The sequence below is a fragment of the Janthinobacterium goodfellowi genome (assembly GCF_051380695.1).
Lineage (GTDB): Bacteria > Pseudomonadota > Gammaproteobacteria > Burkholderiales > Burkholderiaceae_D > Janthinobacterium.
The window spans coordinates 270,602-290,184 of sequence record NZ_JBNYXN010000004.1 but is presented as its reverse complement, the minus strand read 5'-3'; the positions used below and the strand labels follow the sequence as shown (position 1 = coordinate 290,184).

20 protein-coding genes are annotated in these 19,583 nt (G+C 64.0%); 14 read left to right on the top strand and 6 right to left on the bottom strand.

What is annotated here, in order from left to right; translation table 11 throughout:
• Positions 1 to 33: 33 nt before the first annotated feature.
• Positions 34 to 951, bottom strand: a complete 918-nt coding sequence (locus ACQ4WQ_RS17215) for an SDR family oxidoreductase (protein ID WP_436498682.1) — start codon at positions 949 to 951, stop codon at positions 34 to 36.
• 12 nt (positions 952 to 963) lie between these two features.
• Between ACQ4WQ_RS17215 and ACQ4WQ_RS17210 the strand changes: the two genes are divergently transcribed.
• From ACQ4WQ_RS17210 to ACQ4WQ_RS17190, 5 genes are all read left to right on the top strand, one after another.
• Entirely contained in the window at positions 964 to 1,989 is a 1,026-nt protein-coding gene (locus ACQ4WQ_RS17210; protein ID WP_436498680.1) for a CDP-6-deoxy-delta-3,4-glucoseen reductase, read from the top strand.
• 77 nt (positions 1,990 to 2,066) lie between these two features.
• The gene (locus tag ACQ4WQ_RS17205) at positions 2,067 to 3,344 is read left to right on the top strand and encodes an MFS transporter (RefSeq protein WP_436498678.1); all 1,278 of its coding nucleotides are present in this window, start codon (positions 2,067 to 2,069) and stop codon (positions 3,342 to 3,344) included.
• 31 nt (positions 3,345 to 3,375) lie between these two features.
• Positions 3,376 to 4,041 carry a DUF1345 domain-containing protein gene (locus ACQ4WQ_RS17200; protein WP_326458563.1) on the top strand — a complete coding sequence of 222 codons (666 nt, stop codon included), beginning with the start codon at positions 3,376 to 3,378 and terminating at the stop codon, positions 4,039 to 4,041.
• A gap of 201 nt (positions 4,042 to 4,242) precedes the next feature.
• Positions 4,243 to 4,620 (top strand): HPF/RaiA family ribosome-associated protein, encoded by a 378-nt coding sequence (locus ACQ4WQ_RS17195; RefSeq protein ID WP_436498676.1) that lies wholly within the window; start codon positions 4,243 to 4,245, stop codon positions 4,618 to 4,620.
• A gap of 263 nt (positions 4,621 to 4,883) precedes the next feature.
• Complete coding sequence (locus ACQ4WQ_RS17190; RefSeq protein WP_326458565.1) at positions 4,884 to 5,849, top strand: GGDEF domain-containing protein; 966 nt, start codon at positions 4,884 to 4,886, stop codon at positions 5,847 to 5,849.
• A gap of 1 nt (position 5,850) precedes the next feature.
• Here the strand turns inward: ACQ4WQ_RS17190 and ACQ4WQ_RS17185 are convergent, their stop codons facing one another.
• The gene (locus ACQ4WQ_RS17185; protein WP_436498674.1) at positions 5,851 to 6,480 is read right to left on the bottom strand and encodes a DUF5610 domain-containing protein; all 630 of its coding nucleotides are present in this window, start codon (positions 6,478 to 6,480) and stop codon (positions 5,851 to 5,853) included.
• A 143-nt stretch (positions 6,481 to 6,623) separates the two neighbouring features.
• Between ACQ4WQ_RS17185 and sbcB the strand changes: the two genes are divergently transcribed.
• Positions 6,624 to 8,072, top strand: coding sequence for an exodeoxyribonuclease I (gene sbcB / locus ACQ4WQ_RS17180; protein ID WP_436498672.1), 1,449 nt, complete (start codon positions 6,624 to 6,626; stop codon positions 8,070 to 8,072).
• A gap of 114 nt (positions 8,073 to 8,186) precedes the next feature.
• Here sbcB and pyrF read toward each other — a convergent pair whose 3' ends face one another.
• Positions 8,187 to 9,011: an orotidine-5'-phosphate decarboxylase gene (pyrF, locus tag ACQ4WQ_RS17175; protein ID WP_326458568.1), complete on the bottom strand. Its 825-nt coding sequence runs from the start codon at positions 9,009 to 9,011 to the stop codon at positions 8,187 to 8,189.
• A gap of 157 nt (positions 9,012 to 9,168) precedes the next feature.
• Between pyrF and ACQ4WQ_RS17170 the strand changes: the two genes are divergently transcribed.
• The 5 genes from ACQ4WQ_RS17170 (at position 9,169) to ACQ4WQ_RS17150 (ending at position 12,950) form a co-directional block, all read left to right on the top strand.
• Positions 9,169 to 9,783 carry a LemA family protein gene (locus tag ACQ4WQ_RS17170; protein WP_086139601.1) on the top strand — a complete coding sequence of 205 codons (615 nt, stop codon included), beginning with the start codon at positions 9,169 to 9,171 and terminating at the stop codon, positions 9,781 to 9,783.
• Between the two features lies 1 nt (position 9,784).
• Positions 9,785 to 10,618 carry a TPM domain-containing protein gene (locus ACQ4WQ_RS17165; RefSeq protein WP_436498670.1) on the top strand — a complete coding sequence of 278 codons (834 nt, stop codon included), beginning with the start codon at positions 9,785 to 9,787 and terminating at the stop codon, positions 10,616 to 10,618.
• Complete coding sequence (locus ACQ4WQ_RS17160; protein WP_436498668.1) at positions 10,618 to 11,139, top strand: TPM domain-containing protein; 522 nt, start codon at positions 10,618 to 10,620, stop codon at positions 11,137 to 11,139. The genes ACQ4WQ_RS17165 and ACQ4WQ_RS17160 overlap by 1 nt, the downstream gene beginning before the upstream one ends.
• 71 nt (positions 11,140 to 11,210) lie before the next feature.
• On the top strand, positions 11,211 to 11,975 hold the full coding sequence (locus ACQ4WQ_RS17155; RefSeq protein ID WP_326458572.1) for an SDR family NAD(P)-dependent oxidoreductase: 765 nt from the start codon (positions 11,211 to 11,213) through the stop codon (positions 11,973 to 11,975).
• Positions 11,976 to 12,524: 549 nt separating this feature from the next.
• Positions 12,525 to 12,950, top strand: coding sequence for a VanZ family protein (locus ACQ4WQ_RS17150; protein ID WP_326458573.1), 426 nt, complete (start codon positions 12,525 to 12,527; stop codon positions 12,948 to 12,950).
• Positions 12,951 to 12,968: 18 nt separating this feature from the next.
• Here the strand turns inward: ACQ4WQ_RS17150 and ACQ4WQ_RS17145 are convergent, their stop codons facing one another.
• Positions 12,969 to 13,256, bottom strand: a complete 288-nt coding sequence (locus tag ACQ4WQ_RS17145) for a hypothetical protein (protein WP_287775701.1) — start codon at positions 13,254 to 13,256, stop codon at positions 12,969 to 12,971.
• Between the two features lie 219 nt (positions 13,257 to 13,475).
• Here ACQ4WQ_RS17145 and ACQ4WQ_RS17140 point away from each other — a divergent pair, with 219 nt between their 5' ends.
• Positions 13,476 to 13,979, top strand: coding sequence for a hypothetical protein (locus ACQ4WQ_RS17140; protein WP_436498665.1), 504 nt, complete (start codon positions 13,476 to 13,478; stop codon positions 13,977 to 13,979).
• Between the two features lie 98 nt (positions 13,980 to 14,077).
• Here ACQ4WQ_RS17140 and ACQ4WQ_RS17135 read toward each other — a convergent pair whose 3' ends face one another.
• Both ACQ4WQ_RS17135 and ACQ4WQ_RS17130 read right to left on the bottom strand, forming a co-directional pair.
• Complete coding sequence (locus ACQ4WQ_RS17135) at positions 14,078 to 15,205, bottom strand: M24 family metallopeptidase (protein ID WP_436498663.1); 1,128 nt, start codon at positions 15,203 to 15,205, stop codon at positions 14,078 to 14,080.
• A 190-nt stretch (positions 15,206 to 15,395) separates the two neighbouring features.
• Entirely contained in the window at positions 15,396 to 16,901 is a 1,506-nt protein-coding gene (locus tag ACQ4WQ_RS17130) for a dipeptidase (RefSeq protein ID WP_436498661.1), read from the bottom strand.
• Positions 16,902 to 17,117: 216 nt separating this feature from the next.
• On the opposite strand from ACQ4WQ_RS17130, the gene ACQ4WQ_RS17125 reads away from it, so the two are divergent.
• Both ACQ4WQ_RS17125 and ACQ4WQ_RS17120 read left to right on the top strand, forming a co-directional pair.
• Positions 17,118 to 18,116: an LLM class flavin-dependent oxidoreductase gene (locus ACQ4WQ_RS17125; RefSeq protein ID WP_326458577.1), complete on the top strand. Its 999-nt coding sequence runs from the start codon at positions 17,118 to 17,120 to the stop codon at positions 18,114 to 18,116.
• Between the two features lie 173 nt (positions 18,117 to 18,289).
• A complete protein-coding gene (locus ACQ4WQ_RS17120; protein WP_436498659.1) occupies positions 18,290 to 19,504 on the top strand; it encodes an MFS transporter in 1,215 nt (404 codons plus the stop codon).
• Positions 19,505 to 19,583 lie beyond the last annotated feature (79 nt).

The following is a 19,583-nucleotide window of genomic DNA, read 5'->3' as shown; positions in this document are numbered from 1 at the left end:
CGGCCCAGCAAAGTGCGCAGATAACCGGCCATTTTACCCGATGCCGGCCCCGTCGGCAGACAGCGGCCGCAAGGCATCGGCCACGCGCGCGTAGCGCAGGCGCACGCCCAGCTCGCGCTTGATGCGCGTATTGTGCAGGCGGCGCGATTCGGACATGAACGACAGCAGCATCGGCGTGACCACTTGCCGCAGTTCGGCACGGGGCAGGCGCGGCGGGCGCGGCAGGCCGAAGGCATCGGCGACGGCATCGAAATACTCCGCCATTTTGAGTTCGCTGTCATCGCTGGCGTGATACACGCGCCCCGGCTTGCCCCGCCACAAGGCCCGTTCGATGATGCGCGCCAGGTCATCGGCATGGATATGGTTGGTGTACACGTCGTCGCCCGCGGCCAGGGCCGGAGTGCCTTCGCGCAAGCGCTTCAAAGGCAGGCGGTCTTCCGCATAGATGCCGGGCACGCGCAGGATGGCCACGCTGGCGCCGCGGCGCGCGCCCCAGCCCCGCAAGACCTGTTCGGCGTCGACGCGCCGCTTCGCCCGCGCATTGGCCGGTGCCACAGGCCGCGTTTCATCGACCCAGGCGCCGCCGCAATCGCCATACACGCCGCTGGTACTCACATACACCATGCGTGCATGCTCGGGTAAAATGGCGGCCAGATTGCGCGTGCGCCGGTCCAGCAAGCCCGACGACAGGGGCGGCGCCAGGTGCACGACCAGTGACGCCAGTCCCGCCAGCCGTTTCAGGCTGGCGCGGTCGTCGAGGTTGGCTACGATGGGCACGGCGCCGGCCGCCCGCAGCTGCGCGCAGCGCGCCGGCTGGCTGGTGACGGCAAAGACGCGAAAACGCGCGCGCAGCAGGGGCAGCAGGCGCATGCCGACGTCGCCGCAGCCCAGGATCAGCAGGCGCGGCAAGCCTGAGGGCTTGCGCAAAGAGTGCATTAACATATTTTTCATCTCAAGGATTGTATGACTTTTCAAGTTACTGTTCAGCCCAGCGGCCACCAGTTCAGCTGCGAAGCGGACGAAACCGTGCTGGCGGCGGCGATACGCGCCGGCGTGGGCTTGCCGTATGGCTGTAAAAATGGCGCCTGCGGTTCCTGCAAGGGCAAAGTGGTTTCCGGCACCGTCCAGCACAAGGCGCACCAGCAGCGCGCCCTGACGCCGGAAGAGGAAGCGGCTGGCTTTTCCCTGTTCTGCTGCGCCACCACGGACGCCGACCTCGTCATCGAAGCGCGCGAAGTGGCGGGCAGCAGCGACTACCCGATCAAGAAAATGCCGTCGCGCGTGACCACGATTGAAAAAGTCGCGCCAGACGTCGTCGTGCTGACCCTGCAGTTGCCAGCCAGCGAACGCCTCCACTACCGCGCCGGACAGTATATCGAAATCTTGTTGCGCGACAACAAGCGCCGCAGCTACAGCATGGCCAGCGCGCCCGCCGATGGCGGCCCCGTGACCCTGCATATCCGCCACCTGCCGGGCGGCCTGTTTACCGACCAGGTGTTCGGCAGCATGAAAGAGCGCGACATCCTGCGCTTCGAAGGCCCGATGGGCACCTTCTTCCTGCGCGAAGATTCCGACAAGCCCGTCGTGCTGCTGGCCTCGGGCACGGGCTTTGCCCCCTTGAAAGCCATCGTCGAGCACATGATCGGCGAGCGCTCCACGCGCCCGATCACCCTGTACTGGGGCGGCCGCCGTCCGCACGACCTGTACATGGATGCGCTGTGCCGCCAGTGGGCCGCCGACTTGCCGCAGTTCACCTATGTGCCCGTCGTCTCGGAAGCCTTGCCGGAAGACGCCTGGGAAGGCCGCACGGGCTTTGTGCACCAGGCCGTCATCGCCGACTTGCCCGACCTGTCCGCGTATCAGGTGTATGCCTGCGGCGCGCCCTTGATGGTCGATGCGGCCCACCGCGATTTCGTGCAGCAGTGCCAGCTGCCAGCCGACGATTTCTACGCGGACGCCTTCACCAGCGAAGCGGATCTGGCCAAGTAAGCGTCACCTTCCAGACAGCGGGGCGCTGCTGCTGCGGCATCCGCTGCCGTCCCACCCCGCTGTTTCCTGGAAATTTCATGCCTCTCGCCTCTGCCGGCAACGGCTTCAGTATCCTGCGTCACCGCAATTTTGCCTGTTACCTGTCCGCCCGCGTGCTGGGCACCGTGGCCGTGCAGATGCAAAGCGTGGCCATCGGCTGGCAGGTGTACCAGATCACGGGCAGCCTGTTCGACCTGGGCCTGATCGGTCTGGCGCAGTTCGCGCCCTTCCTCGTTTTGATTTTGCCGGCGGGACACGTGGCCGACCGCCACAACCGCCGCAACATCATCGCCTGGTGCCTGACGGCGCAGCTCGCTTGCGCGCTGGCCCTGCTGGCGTTCACCCTGAGCGGCCTCTCCATCGTCTGGCCCGTATTCGCCGTGCTGGTGCTGTTCGGCAGCGCCCGCGCCTTCATGATGCCGGCCACGCAAGCCGTGCTGGTCAACATGGTGCCCACGCAACACTTCAGCCGCGCCCTCGCGCTCAGTTCGTCGAGCTCGCACGTGGCCATCATCCTGGGGCCTACCCTGGGCGGCTTGCTGTATTACTTCGGCCCCAAGGTCGTGTATTTGATCTCGTCGGCCTTGCTGGTGCTGTCCGTGCTGCTGATGCGCGCCACCACGCCGGCGCCGCAAGTGGTCAAGCGCGAACCCGTCAGCTGGCATACCCTGCTCGAAGGCTTGCGCTTCGTCTGGTCGAAACCCATCGTGCTGGGCGCCATTTCGCTCGACCTGTTCGCCGTGCTGTTCGGCGGCGCCACGGCCCTGCTGCCGGCGCTCGCGCACGACGTGCTGCATATCGGCCCCAGCGGCCTGGGCCTGCTGCGCACGGCGCCGGGCGCGGGCGCGGCCCTGTGCTCGATCGCGCTGGCCTTCTTCCCCATCACGCGCCGGGTGGGCGCCTGGATGTTCGGCGGCGTGGCCGTCTTCGGCCTGGGCACCCTGGTGCTGGGCAGCACCAGCTATTTCCCGCTGGCGCTGGCGGCGCTGTTCCTGATGGGCGTGGGCGACATGGTCAGCGTCTACATCCGCCACCTGCTGGTGCAGTTCGAGACGCCCGACGAGATCCGCGGCCGGGTCAGCGCCGTGAATGCCGTCTTCATCGGCGCCTCGAACGAGCTGGGCGAATTCGAATCGGGCTTGACGGCCGGCTGGTTCGGCCTGGTGCGCGCCGTGCTCTTCGGCGGCGCCGCCACCCTGGCCGTGACGGGCGTGTGGGCCGTGCTGTTCCCCGTGCTGTCGCGCATGGACCGCTTCCCCCACCACGAGAAAGAGGCGGCCGCAAGACGGCCACCGGAGCGGGCACTTAAGGGCTAAGATGCGCTATTGCCACTGACGAACTTGCACCATGAAAATCACGCTTCCCTTGCACGGCTTCATCCGCAGCCGCCCCCACCTGAGCATGGCCACGGCCATCGGCGTGGCGACCGGCCTGCTGCTCCCCCCCTCCTGGCAACAGATGACGCGTTTGCTGACGGCGTGGAACGTGGCCGTCTGGTTCTACCTGGCGACGATGGCCTGGATGATGATGCGTGCCAACCATCACAAGGTCAAGACCATGGCGGCGCGCCAGGACGAGCGGGCGGCCACGGTGCTGTCGGCCCTGTCCGTCGCATCCGTGATGAGCCTGGTGGCCATCGTCTCGCAGCTATCCTCGATGAAGGACATGGCGCCCGACGAGCGCGCGCTGCATTACGGCTTGACGATCCTGACACTGGTCGGTTCCTGGTTCCTCGTCGGCACCCTGTTCTGCTTTCATTATGCCCACCTGTATTACCAGGCCGACCCCGCGCTGCGCCCCCTGAAATTTCCCGACGACGAGCAGAATCCCGATTACTGGGATTTCCTGTATTTCGCCTTCACCATCGCCGTAGCCGTGCAAACGTCGGACGTTTCCGTGCAGACGCGGCTGATGCGGCAGATCGTGCTGGGACAATCCGTGCTGAGCTTTTTCTTCAACCTGGTCGTGCTGGGACTGTCGATCAATATCGCGGCGGGCCTGATCAATGGATAACGCTGACGTCGGCTTGAAAAGATTCCGTGAGGAAACTTGACCTGGGTGTAGGGTTAAGCTCATCTTAATCGTGCGCACCCTCTTGAAATACTGGAAAGAGGAGTAAGATAAGTTCCATGCACAGAGGTCATGTGCATGAGGCAGCAACCAGGCCGCAGCACGCCTGAGATGGGTTTTTTTTGAATTGACAGGAGTAAGCATATGCAAATCAATATTCATACCGACAGCACCATCGCCAACACCGCTGGACTGAACGAACATGTGCAATCCGTACTTGAAAACGCACTGAGCCGCTTCCGCGACAACCTGACCCGCATCGAAGTCCATATCAGCGACACGAATGGCCCGAAAGGCGGCGCCGACGATATCCGCTGCGTCATGGAAGCACGCGTTGCTGGCTATCAACCGATTGCCGTGACCGAACAGAACGCCACCGTGCATCAATCCGTTGCCGGCGCCACCGACAAACTGAAACGCGCCATCGATAGCGCCCTGGGCCGCCTGCAAGACAGCAAGCGCCACGCCACCGGCAAGAATGCCGTGATCGATACGGCCGAAGCGGAAGAAACCGCCGAGTAATTCCCCCACCCGCAGGATTTCCAGAGACTGAGGCAGCCGTTCAAGGCTGCCTTTGCACATCTTGGCCCGCCTTTCGCCTGCGGCAACAAGCATAGTAAAACAACCATCATTTCAGCTTACTAACACGACAATGAAATAATTGTCGTATTTCTCACAGTAAGTGACAACAAGCAAGGCTTTGCCGTTACAGCCAAGGCCGCTTTACGCTATCATGAAGCTACCGGCCCCCTGCTCGCGCGCGCCGGCTTTTTGAAAGTGTGATTGTGGAACAGATCGGCAACTTTGGCGCTTCAGGCTGCAACATCGGCGATTTACAGCTATTTCGCGATGGGGCGGATAGCCAGACGGCCGCCATGCTGGCACCCTGCCCCGTCATGCGCCTCGAAGCGGGCGAAGCCATTGCCGACACCCAAGGCACCAGCCTGTACATCGTCCTGCGCGGTTCGCTGGCCGTGGCCGCCGACACCCACACGGGCATGGATGACGGCACCGTCAGCAAGGTCTTGCCCGGCGAAAGCGTGGGCGAACAATCGGTGCTCGATGAAGCGAGCAACCTGGCCGCCATTTCCGCATTGGAAGAGACCGACTTGCTGGTGATCGACGCGGCCGTCGTCTGGGAATTGATCGAACAATCGAACGGCCTGGCGCGCAACCTGCTGCGCTTGTTGTCCTTCCGCATCCGCGCCGCCAATGCCCTGCTGCGACGGCGGCAGAAACTGGGCGAGTTCTACCGCCAGCTGTCGATGGTCGACAGCCTGACGGGCCTGTACAACCGCGCCTGGCTCACCGACTTGCTGCCGAACATGATCATCACGGCCCACGCCAGCGGCTCGCCGCTGTCGCTGGTGATGATAGACCTCGACCATTTCAAGCGTTTCAACGACACCCACGGCCACCAGGCGGGCGACCAGGCGCTGCGCATCGCCGCGCAAGTGCTGGGCGCGGCCCTGCGGCCCACGGATTTTGCCGTGCGCTATGGTGGCGAGGAAATGATGGTGATCTTGCCCGATACCAGCGAAAACGTGGCCTTGCGGGTCGCCGAACGCTTGTGCGAGCGCATGCAGCAAGCCGTCATCTTCACCGACATGCGCAGCGCGCTGCCGCACATCACGGGCTCCTTCGGCGTGGCCAGCCTGGCGGCGGAACAGGACGATGAAGCGCTGATCGCGGCGGCCGATGCGGCGCTGTACCGCGCCAAGGCAGGCGGGCGCAACCGCGTCATGCTGTAGCTCAGGCAGCCTTGCTGTCGGCCGGCTTGCTTGCATCCGGCTTGGCCGCATCATCCTTCTTGCTGCTGTGCGCGGCGATGAAATCCGCATAGCCCTTCTGCACCAGTTCATACGTCTTGTCGATATTGCTGGCGATATCGCCGTTCAGCACTTTCAAGCCGCCCAGGATGTCGCGCGCTTCCTTGAAGCCTTTTTCCATGCCCCCGCTGATGGTGTCCATGAACTTGCTCAGGGCCGTATCGTCGTCCATGCCGGGATTCTGCTTCTTGTACGCGTCGAAAAAACCCGTCGACAGCGATACGATGCGGCTCGCCGTCGCTTCGGCGCTATTGTCCTGCGATGCCGCGTTCTGGATCGCATCGTCGCCGTACTGCCCCTTCAGCGCTTCATTGATGTTGGTGATGGCCGTCTTGTACAGCAGCGCCAGCGGCTCGTTCTCGGAACCGATGGAGACGTTCAACGAGGCCTGCATGATGGAGGCGTTCAATTGCAGCTTGCTGCGGTCATTCACGCTCATTTCAGCATTGACGCCATCCTTTTGCTGGACTTTATCGTCCTTGCCGGCAACGCCCGTACTGACGGAAGTCACGGAAGGGGTGGAATTGCCGCTTGCGGCGATGGGAATTGACACGATAGACCTCCTTGAACGGGCAATGTATGCCACCATGCGGGAAACGCGATGATGACCATCCTCTCGTGTAGTATCGGCAGGTTTTCAGAAAACTGAAGCGGCCCGGACAATTAAGATAACAATTAAGCAAGCAACGACCATCAATGACTAACCAGACCTTTCTTTGGCACGACTACGAAACCTTTGGCGCCCAGCCGCGCCGCGACCGCCCGGCCCAGTTCGCCGCCATCCGCACGGATGCCGAACTCAACGAGATCGGCGAACCGATCATGCTGTATTGCCAGCCTGCCAATGATTTCCTGCCCGATCCGCAATCGTGCCTGATCACGGGCATCACGCCGCAGCAATGTCTGCAGCTGGGCGTGCCCGAACACCAGTTCGCCGCCACCATCGAAGCGGCCTTTTCGGAACCGGGCACCATCGGCGTGGGCTACAACACCATCCGTTTCGACGATGAAGTCACGCGTTTCCTGTTCTGGCGCAACCTGATCGACCCGTACGCGCGCGAATGGAAAAACCATTGCGGCCGCTGGGACATCCTCGACGTGGTGCGCATGACGCACGCACTGCGCCCGGAAGGCATTCAATGGCCGAAGCGCGACGATGGCCAGACCAGTTTCAAGCTGGAACATTTGAGCAAGGCCAATGGCCTCGTCCACGAAGCGGCGCATGATGCGCTGTCCGACGTGCGCGCCACCATCGCCCTGGCCCGCCTGATCAAGCAGAAACAGCCGAAGCTGTTCGAATTCTGCCTGGCCCTGCACAAGAAGGACCGGGTCGCCAGCGAAATGGGCATGCACCTGGCCGCTGGCGAGCGTCAGCCTTTCCTGCACGTGTCCGGCATGTTCCCCGCCGAACGGGGCTGCCTGGGCGTCGTCTGGCCGCTGGCCACGCACCCGAGCAATAAAAATGAAATCCTCGTCTGGGATTGCGCCTACGACCCGCGCGAACTGTTCGAACTGGACGCCGACACCATCCGCATCCGTTTGTTCACGCGCAAGGAGGCCTTGCCCGAAGGCATGACGCGCCTGCCCGTGAAAAGCGTCCATTTGAACAAGTCGCCCATGCTGGTCGGCAATTTAAAGACCTTGTCGCCCGCGATGGCCGCGCAATGGGGCATCGACGTGGATGCCGCGAAGATCAACGCCCAGCTGGCCGCCGCGGCGCCGAACATGGATGCCATCTGGGCCGAAGTGTTCCAGCGCCCCGGCGCGGCTGCCGCGCTGGACGTGGATGAGGATTTGTACAACGGTTTCGTCAGCAACGACGACCGCCGCCTGCTCGAATCCTTGCGCCGCGAAACGCCAGCCAAGCTGGCCACGGCCCGTCCCTCGTTTGCCGACGAACGCCTGCAGGAATTGCTGTTCCGCTACCGCGCCCGCAATTTCCCGCAAACCCTGAGCGAGGCGGAAAGCCTGCGCTGGGAACAGCACCGCGCCGCGCGCCTGTTCGACGGCGACGGCGGTGCCCGCACCATCGAAATGCTGTTTACGGAGATCGACGTGCTGTCGGAATCGGTCGATGAGCGGGGGGAAGAGATTCTTGGCGAGCTGTACGATTACGCGGAGATGGTGGCGCCCATGCGCGACTGAAGTACCAGGCAAGCCGGGTAGGTCGGATTAGCGGGGCAAGGCCCCGCGTAATCCGACAACAATGTTGGCCCGAGCTGGTGGTGTCGGATTACGCGGCGTCGCCGCTAATCCGACCTACGCTGCGCGGTGTTGATTGATCGCATCGCGCGTTTCGATCGCCACGCGGCGGGCCGCGTCGGCGAAGTCTTCGCCCGCTTGCGGCGTGGCGTAGATGATGGCGCGCGAGGAGCTGATCATCATGCCCATGCCGTTCGCCGTCTGGCCCGCGCCGACGGTGGCGGCAATATCTCCGCCCTGGGCGCCGATGCCGGGCACCAGCAGCGGCATGTCGCCCACGATGGCGCGCACTTGCGCCAGTTCTTCAGGGAAGGTGGCGCCGACGACGAGCGCGCACTGGCCATTCTTGTTCCATTTCTCGGCCACCAGGCGCGCCACGCGCTGGTACAGCGGTTCGCCGTCCGTGTCGAGGAATTGCAGGTCCGAACCGCCCGGGTTCGAGGTGCGGCACAGGATGATCACGCCGCGGTCTTTCCACGCCAGGTAGGGGTCGAGCGAATCCTCGCCCATGTAGGGGTTCACGGTGACGGCGTCGGCGCCGTAGCGCTCGAACGCTTCGCGCGCGTATTGCGTGGCTGTCGCGCCGATGTCGCCCCGTTTCGCGTCGAGGATCAGGGGGATGTGCGGATAGTGTTCGCGCACGTAGCGGCAGATGTCTTCCAACTGCTTTTCCGCGCCCAGCGCGGCAAAATAGGCGATCTGCGGCTTGAAGGCGCAGGCCAGGTCGGCCGTGGCATCGATGATGCGCGTGCAAAAGGTGGTGATTCCATCAGGCAAGTCGCGCAGCTCAGCCGGCAGTTTCGCCAGATCCGGGTCCAGGCCCACGCACAGCAGGGAATTATTGGCCGTCCACGCGGCGGATAATTTATTGATGAAATTCACGGCACACCTTCTCTATATTCAGTTGCAAACCCCGTATTGTAACGCGGCGCGGACCTGGCAAGGCAGCCTGAGGCGGCGGTCGGCGCTTATTAAACCGACATGGCGGGCCGTTTCAGGTATATTTGCCCCACCTCCTTTACTCTGCACGGAACCCATCATGCAAATCACCAATCAAATCACCAAATGGCTGCGCCTGGCCCTGAGCGTCACCGTCCTGGCCGGCATCCTGACGGGCTGCGGCTACAACGACTTCCAGAGCAAGGACGAAGCCACCAAGGCGGCCTGGGGCGAAGTGGTCAACCAGTACCAGCGCCGCGCCGACCTGATCCCCAACCTGGTCAATACCGTCAAGGGCTATGCCACGCACGAGCGCGAAACGCTGGAAGCGGTGACCAAGGCGCGCGCCGCCGCCACCAGTTTCCAGATCACGCCCGAAGTGCTGAACGACCCGGCCGCCTTCGAAAAATTCCAGCAAGTGCAGGGCCAGCTGTCGTCGGCCCTGTCGCGCCTGATGGTGGTGTCCGAGAAATACCCGGATTTGAAGGCCGATACGAGCTTCCGCGACTTGCAGTCGCAGCTGGAAGGCACGGAAAACCGCATCACCGTGGCGCGCCAGCGTTACATCGCCGCCGTACAAGATTACAACGTGCATGCGCGCAGCTTCCCGAACAACCTGACGGCGATGATCTTCGGCTACAAGGTCAAGCCGTCGTTCACGGTGGAAAACGAAAAAGCCATTTCGACCGCGCCGACCGTCAACTTCGGCAAATAAGATGAAAGCCTGGTCTTATCTGGCGGCGCTGGCGACGGCGCTGCTGCTGTGGACAGCCTTGCCCGCCAGCGCGCAGGGCTTGCAGCCCGTGCCGCCGCTGGCGGCGCGCGTGACGGACAACGCCGGCATGCTCGATGACAAGCAGAAAGCGGCGCTGGAAGGCGTGCTGGCCGACTACGAAGCCAAGACGGGCAGCCAGATCGCCGTGCTGCTGGTCAAGAGCACGGAACCGGAAGCCATCGAGCAATACAGCATCCGCGTGACGGATGCCTGGAAGCTGGGCCGCAAGGGCGTCGATGACGGCGTGCTGCTGATGGTGGCGAAGGACAACCCATCGTCCTTGCGCCGCCTGCGCATCGAAGCGGGCCGTGGCGTGCAGGGCGTGCTGACGGATGCGCAATCGAAACGCATCCTGCAAGACGTGATCGCCCCCCATTTCAAGCAAAACGATTATTACGGCGGCCTGGTGGCCGGCATTGGCGCCATCGCCACCCTGCTGAACCAGGAGCAATTCCCCGCGCCGGCACAGCAGAAGGCGCCGGCGACCGTGGAAGCGGGCGGCCTGACCTTCTGGCTGCCGCTGCTGTTCTTCGGCTTTCTTGTGCTTGTGACCGTGTTCCGCTCGCGCGGCGGGCCGAACCGGCTGCAGCGCGGCAGCAACTGGTCCAGCGGCGCCACGGGCGTCGTGCTGGGCAGCATCTTGAACCAGGCGCTGAACAACCGCGGGGGCGGAGGAGGCTTCGGCGGCGGCGGATTTGGCGGAGGCGGTGGCAGCGGTGGTTTCAGTGGCGGCGGCGGCGGTTTTGACGGCGGCGGCGCCTCGGGAGATTGGTAATGACGAAACAACTGACATTCGGACAACGCTGCGGACGCGCCCTGAAACATTTACGGGGCACGCCGGCGACGGCGCGCCATGCGTTTCCCGAACGCACGCTGAAAGCCATCGAAACGGCGATTGCCGATGGTGAAACGATGCACCGGGCGGAAGTGCGCCTGATCGTCGAGGCGGCCCTGACGCCGGGCATGGCTTACCAGGGCGTGAGCAACCGCGAACGGGCGCGCGAACTGTTCGCCCAGTATGGCGTGTGGGATACGGAAGACAACGTTGGCGTGCTGATCTATATCAACCTGGCCGAACACCAGGTCGATATCGTGGCCGACCGCAACGTGGGCCGGCGCGTCACGCCGGAGCAGTGGCAAGCCGTGTGCCGCACCATGACCAAGGGTTTCAAGGATGGCAATTTCCACGACAGCACGCTCGATGCCTTGCAGCAGCTGAATACCCTGCTGCAAAGCCACTTCCCCGCCGATGGCACGCGCGGCAACCAGTTGCCGAACGAACCCATCCTCATCTGATTCCTGGCCGGGGATTACAATCCGCCATGGCCCCGCAGCATGGCGGCGCCCCCACCCGCCGAGGAGAAAACATGAAACTGATCGATAAAACCGCCATCGTCACGGGCGCCACCCAGGGCATCGGCCTGGCCTGCGCCACCCGCCTGATCGCCGAAGGGGCGCGAGTGATGCTGGTCGACATCAAGGAAGAAGGCGCGCAGGCGGCCGCCGCCCTCGGCCCGCAGGCGCATTTCTTTTGCGCCGACGTCAGCCAGAAGGCGGACGTCGATGCCATGTTGAAGGAAACGCTGGCCCAGTTCGGCCACATCGATATCCTCGTCAACAATGCGGGCGTCACGCATGCGGCCGATTTCCTCGACGTCTGTGAAGACGATTTCGACCGGGTCATGCGCATCAACCTGAAATCGATGTTCCTGTGCGGCCAGGCCGTGGCGCGCGAGATGGTCAAGCGCAACAGCGGCTGCATCATCAATATGTCCAGCGTGAATGCGGAGCTGGCGATCCCGAACCAGGTGCCGTATGTGGTGTCGAAAGGCGCCATCAACCAGCTGACCAAGGTCATGGCCCTGAACCTGGCGCCGCACGGCGTGCGCGTCAACGGCATCGGGCCGGGCACCATCCTGACGGAACTGGCCAAGCAGGCGGTGCTGTCAAGCCCGCAGGCGCGCCACACGATTCTGTCGCGCACGCCGCTGGGCCGTTGCGGCGAGCCGGAAGAAGTGGCCGGCATCGCCGCCTTCCTGGCCAGCGACGACGCCACCTACATGACGGGCCAGACCATCTATGTCGATGGCGGACGCATGGCGCTAAACTACACGGTGGCCGTGAAGGAATGAAGGCTGACGCGGGTAGTTATATTAAAAAAGAATAATAGATATCTGAAAAGACCATTAGACACATATCGTGCGCCGCAGCATAATGCACCTGTCTCCACTATTCTCCTCCAAGAAAATAGTTTTAAGCCCGCTTTCACCAGCGGGCTTTTTTTTTGCTATCGCTGCTGCAACATGGCCATTCTTGCCATTTCCCACAATCTTCCCGCTCATTCCGCCTGCCGCAAAAAAATGTTGCGGCGTGTCATCAGCCCGTCATCTTCGGCCCCTATACTTGCTTCATCTGCTGTACAGGCAACCGATATGCCTGACTACAGACAGGTGTGCCGCGATGGCACACCACTCCCCTTTCATGACCGTGGCGGGCGCCGGCAAGGCGCGCGACATGGTGAGCACCGAGCAACTCTCAACTCTTGACCCATTTCATTTGGGTTTTTGGCCCGCGCCCCCGCGGGCCTTTTTTTTTCCTGACCAGCAAGCTCTTGCGCAAAAACACGGTGCCCCGCCACGCCCATGATATTGTGACTGCCTTTCCACCCATCCTGACGCATCATGCCTGTACCCTTGCCCGAACTTTGTTTTGCCGACCGCTACGAACGCCTGCGCTACCGCACGGCCCTGGTGTTGTATGTGCTGGTGATTCTGATCGGCGACATCCCCGGCGTGCGCGCCGACGTGGGCCAATATGCATCGGGCGGCGTGCTGCACTCCTTCGGCTATGGCGTGCTGGCCCTGATCCTGTTCAGCGGCACGGCCGGCGGCATGGCCCGCCGGGCGCTGCTGTCGGTGCTGATGGTGGCGGCCATGGGCGCGCTGGACGAATTCATCCAGAGTTTCCTGCCCTACCGCCATGGCGCCGTCAGCGACTGGGTGGTCGATGTCACGGCCGCGACGGCAGTCTGCCTGCCCCTGTATTTCCTCTGGCCGAAAATGGTCGTTGCCGCCCTGGGCAAGAACGCGCCGCTGCCCGAAGCCTGAACCGAGCCTGGCAAGCCGTCAGGCGCGGTCCGCTTCGCTATCCTGCCACTCCAGCCGCAATTGCCGCTGGCCGCGCGCGCTGCCGGTGCCCAGGCGCCGCATCAGGGCACGCGTCTCGCGCCGGCTGCCGGCGCCCACGGCGCGCGCCGCATCGCGCTGCATGTCCAGCAACTGTTCCGAGCGCGCCAGCCGCACCAGGCCGTGCAAGGCCTGGGCCAGGACATGGCGCGCGCGGGCATCGTGCGCAGTGCCGCCCACGGCCAGCACCAACTCATCGATCAGTTTTGCGGTAGGACCAGATGACATTTTTTCTCCCGATTCAGCAGTGAGGAAACGTGCTGGAGCACGAACGAATGATTGCCAGCATCTTTATACCAAGCACGGCAATTAGCCCATTGATCTAGCTCAATGGACAATGACAGCTGGCGAACATCCCTGCCCCGCCATGCTCTTACATGCAGCAATCGCTGCCATCCGCATCACCGCGGGTGCCGATCCTGAGTGTTCGACCATGAGGAGACCAAGATGAGATCGAAAAAAACCCTGCTGCTGGCCGGCCTGAGCTGTATCTTGCTGGCTGCTTGCCACGCCAACGACAATACCAATCTGGCACGCAGCAATAGCGGCGAAACCTATGCCGCACCGGCCGGCACGACGCCGCAAAGCAGTACGGCCAGCCGCACGGCCAGCACGGCCACCGATACCGGCAACGCCATGAGCAGCAGCACGAGCAGCGACATGCGCAATGACACGCGCAATGACATGAGCCCATCGAGCATGAACATCAGCTCGGCCACGGTGCAATCGATAGAAACCGTACCGCGCAGCATGGATCAAGGCAGTGCCGACATGCAGTCAGGCACATCGGGCACGGCCGGCAGCACTTCGGGTGCGGCGGGCAATATGCTTTACCGCATCACCTTGCGCCTGGACGACGGCACGACGCGCACCTTCACGCAGAATAGCCAACCGGCCTTCCAGATCGGCGACCGGGTCAGCGTGCAAAAAGGCGTGATGCAGCGCTATTGAGACTGGCCCAAGCGCGACTGGCCAAAGCCTGGCTAACGCCTGACCAAAGCCGGCCGCTGTCCCGGCCCCGGCCTCTGTCGTTGCCGCACCTGGCCCGCTCAGGCCAGCGCCAGGGTCAGCGGCCGGCGGCGGCCCTGCACCACGGCCGAGGGCCAGGCCGGGTCATGCGTCAGGTTGTGCAATTGGTTGCCGTCGAGCAGAAACGTGTCTTCCACCGTACTGCCGGGCAAGCTGGGATGGAAGGCCAGCGCCATACCACGCTTGAGGAGGATTTCCGTGTGCGCGCCAGCCGCCACTTCGGGCGCCAGATAGCCGTGGATGCCGCCTTGCCGGCTGGTGCGCACCGTGTCGGGCTGGCCCGCATACGCGTAGGCGCTGTCGAGCGCGTGATACACCATGCTCAGCGCATGGCCCGTTTCGCAGGCGTCGAGCGCCACCGCTTCCAGCGCCAGCATGGCGGCATCGGCATCGTCCATGGCCACTGCCCCGCCGTCGGCGCGGTGCTGCGCGGGACCGAAGCGCCGTTGACGGCTGAGGCTGGCACACAGGCCGAAACGCCGCGCGCACAGGGCCAGCACGGCTTGCGTACCCAGCAGCACCTGGGCAGGCGGTGCGCGCCGGTAACGGTGCTGACGGTCCTCGCCGCTGACCAGCACGTGCACGGCCTGCAAGCCCCGCAGCCACAGCGCGCGCACGCAGGCGGCAGCCAGTTCCTGCTCGCTCCAGTCGGGACGGGCCTGGCGCAGCGCATCCGCCGCCGCACCGGCAGCCAGTTGCCCCACCTGCCGGTAACGCAGTTGTTCCGATTCCAGCAGCACCAGCCGCTCTTCGCGCAGGGCCACGGGCAGGCTGCGTTCGTGCAAGCCTGGCCGGTCGGACAGGACAGGCAAGCCGCCGGCCGCATGCTGCACGAAATGCTCGCGCAGCTCATACAGCTGCGGCTGCATCCAGGGCGACACTTGCCACGTCCACGGTCCGCGCACTTCTTCTTCGCGCATGCGCATGGCTTCCGCTTCGTCCGTCAGGATGTAGGCGGCGTCGCGCGTCACCAGCACTTCCGCGCAGCCGCACTCGGCCGTGTGGCTATGGCTGTTCGACGCGCCCGCCGTGGCCCATGCAAACCAGTCCACTCCGCGCAAACGCACGGCGCCGGCACGCTGGTCTTCCAGCCAGCCCCGCATCTGCGCCAGCTTGTGCGCCACTTCCAGTTCCAGCGGCCAGTTCATGGCCGCTCCCTGCCGCGCACCGGACGCGCGCATGTCTCCAGCCCGCAGGCTGCCTGCCAGGCTCCTTGCTTGCTATGCATAACTGCCCTCCCATCCATGGAGACATATGACAGGTACACACGAAAAAAGTTCGGCACCCGGACTAGTCTCAGGCTTGCAGTCTATGACTTCCTTCTATTTTTTCAAGCGGCTATTTCGCCAGTTCGATGAGGACGGCCGTGTACATCTGCAAGTTCAGCAGCAGCTGCTTTTCCGTGATGAACTCGTGCTCCGAATGCCCCGTGTACACGGTGTGCGGCATGGCCGGGCCGAAGCTGACGGCGTTCGGGAACAGCCGCGAATTGGTGCCGCCGCCGATGGCGACCGGTTGCGGATGCGCCATGCCCGTGTAGTGCTCGAAAACGGATAATAAAGTGGGAATCTGCGGCGCGTCCGTCTGCAGCCACGGCTCGCCGATCTGCACCTGCAGCGCGGCCGGCACCTGGCGCCGCGCCTTCCAGTCATCGAAGGCAGCCGTCACCTGCTGCTGCAGCACGGCCGCCGTCTTGCCTTGCGGACGGCGCAGGTTGATATTCAATTCCAGTTCTTCGCCTTGTTGCTTGAGCACGGTAGGCGCCACCGTCATCGGGCCCATGAAGCCGCCGCGGTAGGCGATCTGGCCGAAGCGTTCGCCGTAAATTCCGGTACCCACCAGCTCATTCAGGAACGACAGCATGTCGGCCGCCTGCGTGCCCTGCCACGGCTGCACGGCCAGCGCATCGGCCAGCATGCCGATGGCGTTGACGCCGTCTTCCGGCTTCGACGAGTGGGCCGACACGCCCAGCGCCGTCACCGTCAAGGTGCCGCCATCGCGCGCATAGCTGTAGCGCATGCCCTTTTGCTGCTGCGCGCGGGCGCGGATGGCCGCTTCCAGCGCGGCCGGCGCGCGTTCGATGACGGCTTGTGCGTCTTCCGGGATCTGGCTGCCGAAAAAGCCGCCCGTCAGTTTCTTCAGCACGGGGCCGCCGCCGGCCGGCAGTGCCGTGCGCGGCGGCAAGGTCAGCTTGATGGAGCCGTAGCCCTTCTCGGCCGTCACCACCGGGTATTCCGCGTCGATGGTGATGTTCACTTGCGGCGGCGTGTGGGTCTTGAGGAACTGTTTCAGCGGTTCCCAGTCCGATTCCTCGGCCATATAGACGTACAGCTCGATGCGCTTGCTCAGCGGCACCTGTTTATCCTGGATGGCTTTCATCGCATACAGGGCCGTGGCAATCGGTCCCTTGTCGTCTTCCGTGCCCCGTCCCAGCAACTTGCCCGGTTCGCTGGTACGGTCCAGCTCGAAAGGCGAGCGGGCCCATTTGGCGGGGTTCACAGGCTGCACGTCGCCGTGCGTGATCACGCCCACCCGCTCGCTGCCCTTGCCCATGCCGATGACCAGCACGTGGCCATGATCGTGGAAATCGAAACCGAGGCGCTGCGCCTCGGCCGCCAGGTAGCGTTTAAAACCCGTGTGCTGGGGATTGTCGGCAAACGGCACGGCCGGGTCGGCCACCGTATTGAAACTGACCATCTTCGCCAGGCTGGCGATCAGCGGTTCGGGATAGGTGGCCAGCGCGTAGCGGGCCGTCTCCTGCGCCTGCGGGCTGACGGGAGCGGCGTGAACGGAGGGTTGCAGCAGCAGGCCAAGCAGGGACAACAGCAGGGGTTTCTTGAACATGGCGGGGCGCGTGAAGTGGGGAGGCCCACTCTAGCACCGCCCGCACCGATTTCCAATCGATACGAGTTTTTTACCGATCAGTACGCAAATTCCCGATTCGCATTATCATGTGTCCAGCCTGTCTTCCCCGCCACGCCGTCATGGGTGACCCTGCCAGCGTCAGGGGATAGACAAATCGTCCATTGTGATTTTCCACCACGTCCCGATATCGCTACCATGATTCCATTTTCCATACTCGACCTCGCGCCCATCGCCGAAGGCAGCAACGCCAGCCAGTCGTTCAAGAACACGCTGGACCTGGCGCAGCACGGCGAACGCTGGGGCTACAACCGCTACTGGCTGGCCGAACACCACGGCATGCCCGGCATCGCCAGCGCCGCCACGGCCGTCGTGATCGCCCATGTGGCGGCCGGCACGAACACCATCCGCGTGGGCGCGGGCGGCGTGATGCTGCCGAACCACTCGCCGCTCGTCATCGCGGAACAGTTCGGCACCCTGGAAGCGCTGCACCCGGGCCGCATCGACCTGGGCCTGGGCCGCGCGCCCGGCTCCGACCAGACGACGGCGCGCGCGCTGCGCCGCGACCTACAGTCCGACGCGGAGCAGTTTCCGCAGGACGTGCTGGAACTGATCGACTATATGTCCGACGAGCCGCGACAACGCGTGCTGGCCGTGCCCGGCAAGGGCGCGAAAGTGCCCGTGTGGATACTGGGGTCCAGCCTGTTCGGCGCCCAGCTGGCGGCCCACCTGGGCTTGCCGTATGCGTTCGCCTCGCACTTCGCGCCGCAAATGATGATGCAAGCCGTGGCCTATTACCGCGAACACTTCAAGCCGTCGAAGCAATTGACGAAACCGTACGTGATGCTGGGTTTTAACGTCTTTGCCGCCGACACGGATGCCGAGGCGCACCTGCGCGCCACGTCGATGCAGCAAGCGTTCGTCAACCTGCGCACGGGCCGTCCGTCGCGTCTGCAACCGCCCGTGCCCGGCTACCTGGAGCAACTGGGCCCGCAGGAACGCGCCATGCTCGATTCCGTCCTGTCCTGCACGGCCATCGGCGCGCCGGACACCGTCAAGGCCAAGATGGCCGCCTTCATCGCCGAGACGGGCGCCGACGAACTGATGATCACCTCGCAGATCTTCGAACACCAGCACCGGCTGCGCTCGTATGAAATCACGGCGCAGGTACATGCGGAGCTGGCGCGCGCGCAGTAACTTCACTGTCTCCCCTCGGTATTTCCCCAAATACCCTTTTCCCGGCCGTCGGCAACGATCGCCGGGATTTTTTTGTTCACCGCTCCGCCGCAAAATCGGCCGCGCCCGGCAAGAAATGCGCAGCCCCGCTATCATGCTCATCCAAAAGCGTCATTCCAAGAAAGTTGTATCGCATGAAATCTGCACCATCCACTATCGACGCCAGCGCCTTGCTGACGTCGACGCGCATCCTGTTGTTCGCCCTGTCCGCCGGCGTGCTCGTCGCCAGCCTGTACTACGTGCAGCCGCTCACATCCATGCTGGCCGCCTCGTTTGGCGTCAGCGTGCCGCAAGCGGGCTACTTGGTCACGGCCACGCAGATAGGCTACGTGCTGGGCATCGTTTTTCTCGTGCCACTCAGCGACGTACTGAACCGCCGCCAGTTGCTGACGTGGATGCTGATCGCCAAGATCGGCGCCCTGCTGCTGGCCGCCACCAGCCAGAACATCATCGTCTTTGCCATCGCCAGCGTGCTGATGGGGATCACGGCCAGCGCCTTGATGGTGGTCACGGCCATGGTGGCCTCGTATGCGCCCGACCACAGCCGGGGCCGCATGGTGGGCACCGTCATGACGGGATTATTATTGGGCATCTTGCTGGCGCGTACCGTGTCCGGCACCGTGTCGCAGATCAGCGGCGGCTGGCGCACCGTCTACGTGCTGGCCGCCATCGTCGTGGCCGCCCTGCTCGTCATGCTGCGCCGCATCCTGCCGAACGAGGCGCCGCGCGGCAAGCTGCAATACGGCAAACTGCTGGCCTCGCTGGCCGACATCATCCGCCAGGAACCCTTGCTGCGCCAGCGCGCCCTGTTCTCGGGCCTGGGCCTGGGCACCTTCAGCGTGTTCTGGACGGGCCTGACCTTCTTGCTCAGCGGCGCGCCGTATCACTACTCGGAAATGCAGATCGGCCTGTTCGGCTTGGCGGGCGCCACGGGCGCCTTTGCCGCCAACACGGCGGGCCGCATGGCCGACCGCGGCTATGCGCGCCAGGCCACGTGGCTGCTGGCCGTCGCCTCGATCGCGGGCTGGGCATTGATCGGCTTCGGCGCCCATTCGCTGGCGCTGCTGTTGATCGGTATCGTCCTGCTGGACATGGGCGTGATGGGCTTGCAAGTGACGCACCAGTCCATCATCTATAAACTGGCGCCCCATGCGCGGGCGCGGGTTACCACCGTCTTCATCGCGGGCGGCTTCATCGGCGCGTCGGCAGGCTCGGCCCTGGCCAGCGCCAGCTTCGCCGCCGGCGGCTGGCCCGCCCTGTGCATGGTCGGCGGCGCCATGCCGCTGTTGCTGCTGCTGGTGTGGAGCAAGTACCGCCACGCGCAGCGCAGGCTGGAACGGGCGGCTTGATCCGGCGCTGCGGCACCAACAATGTTGTCGGATTAGCGCGGCGAGGCCGCGCGTAATCCGACAACGTTGCTTGCACGGA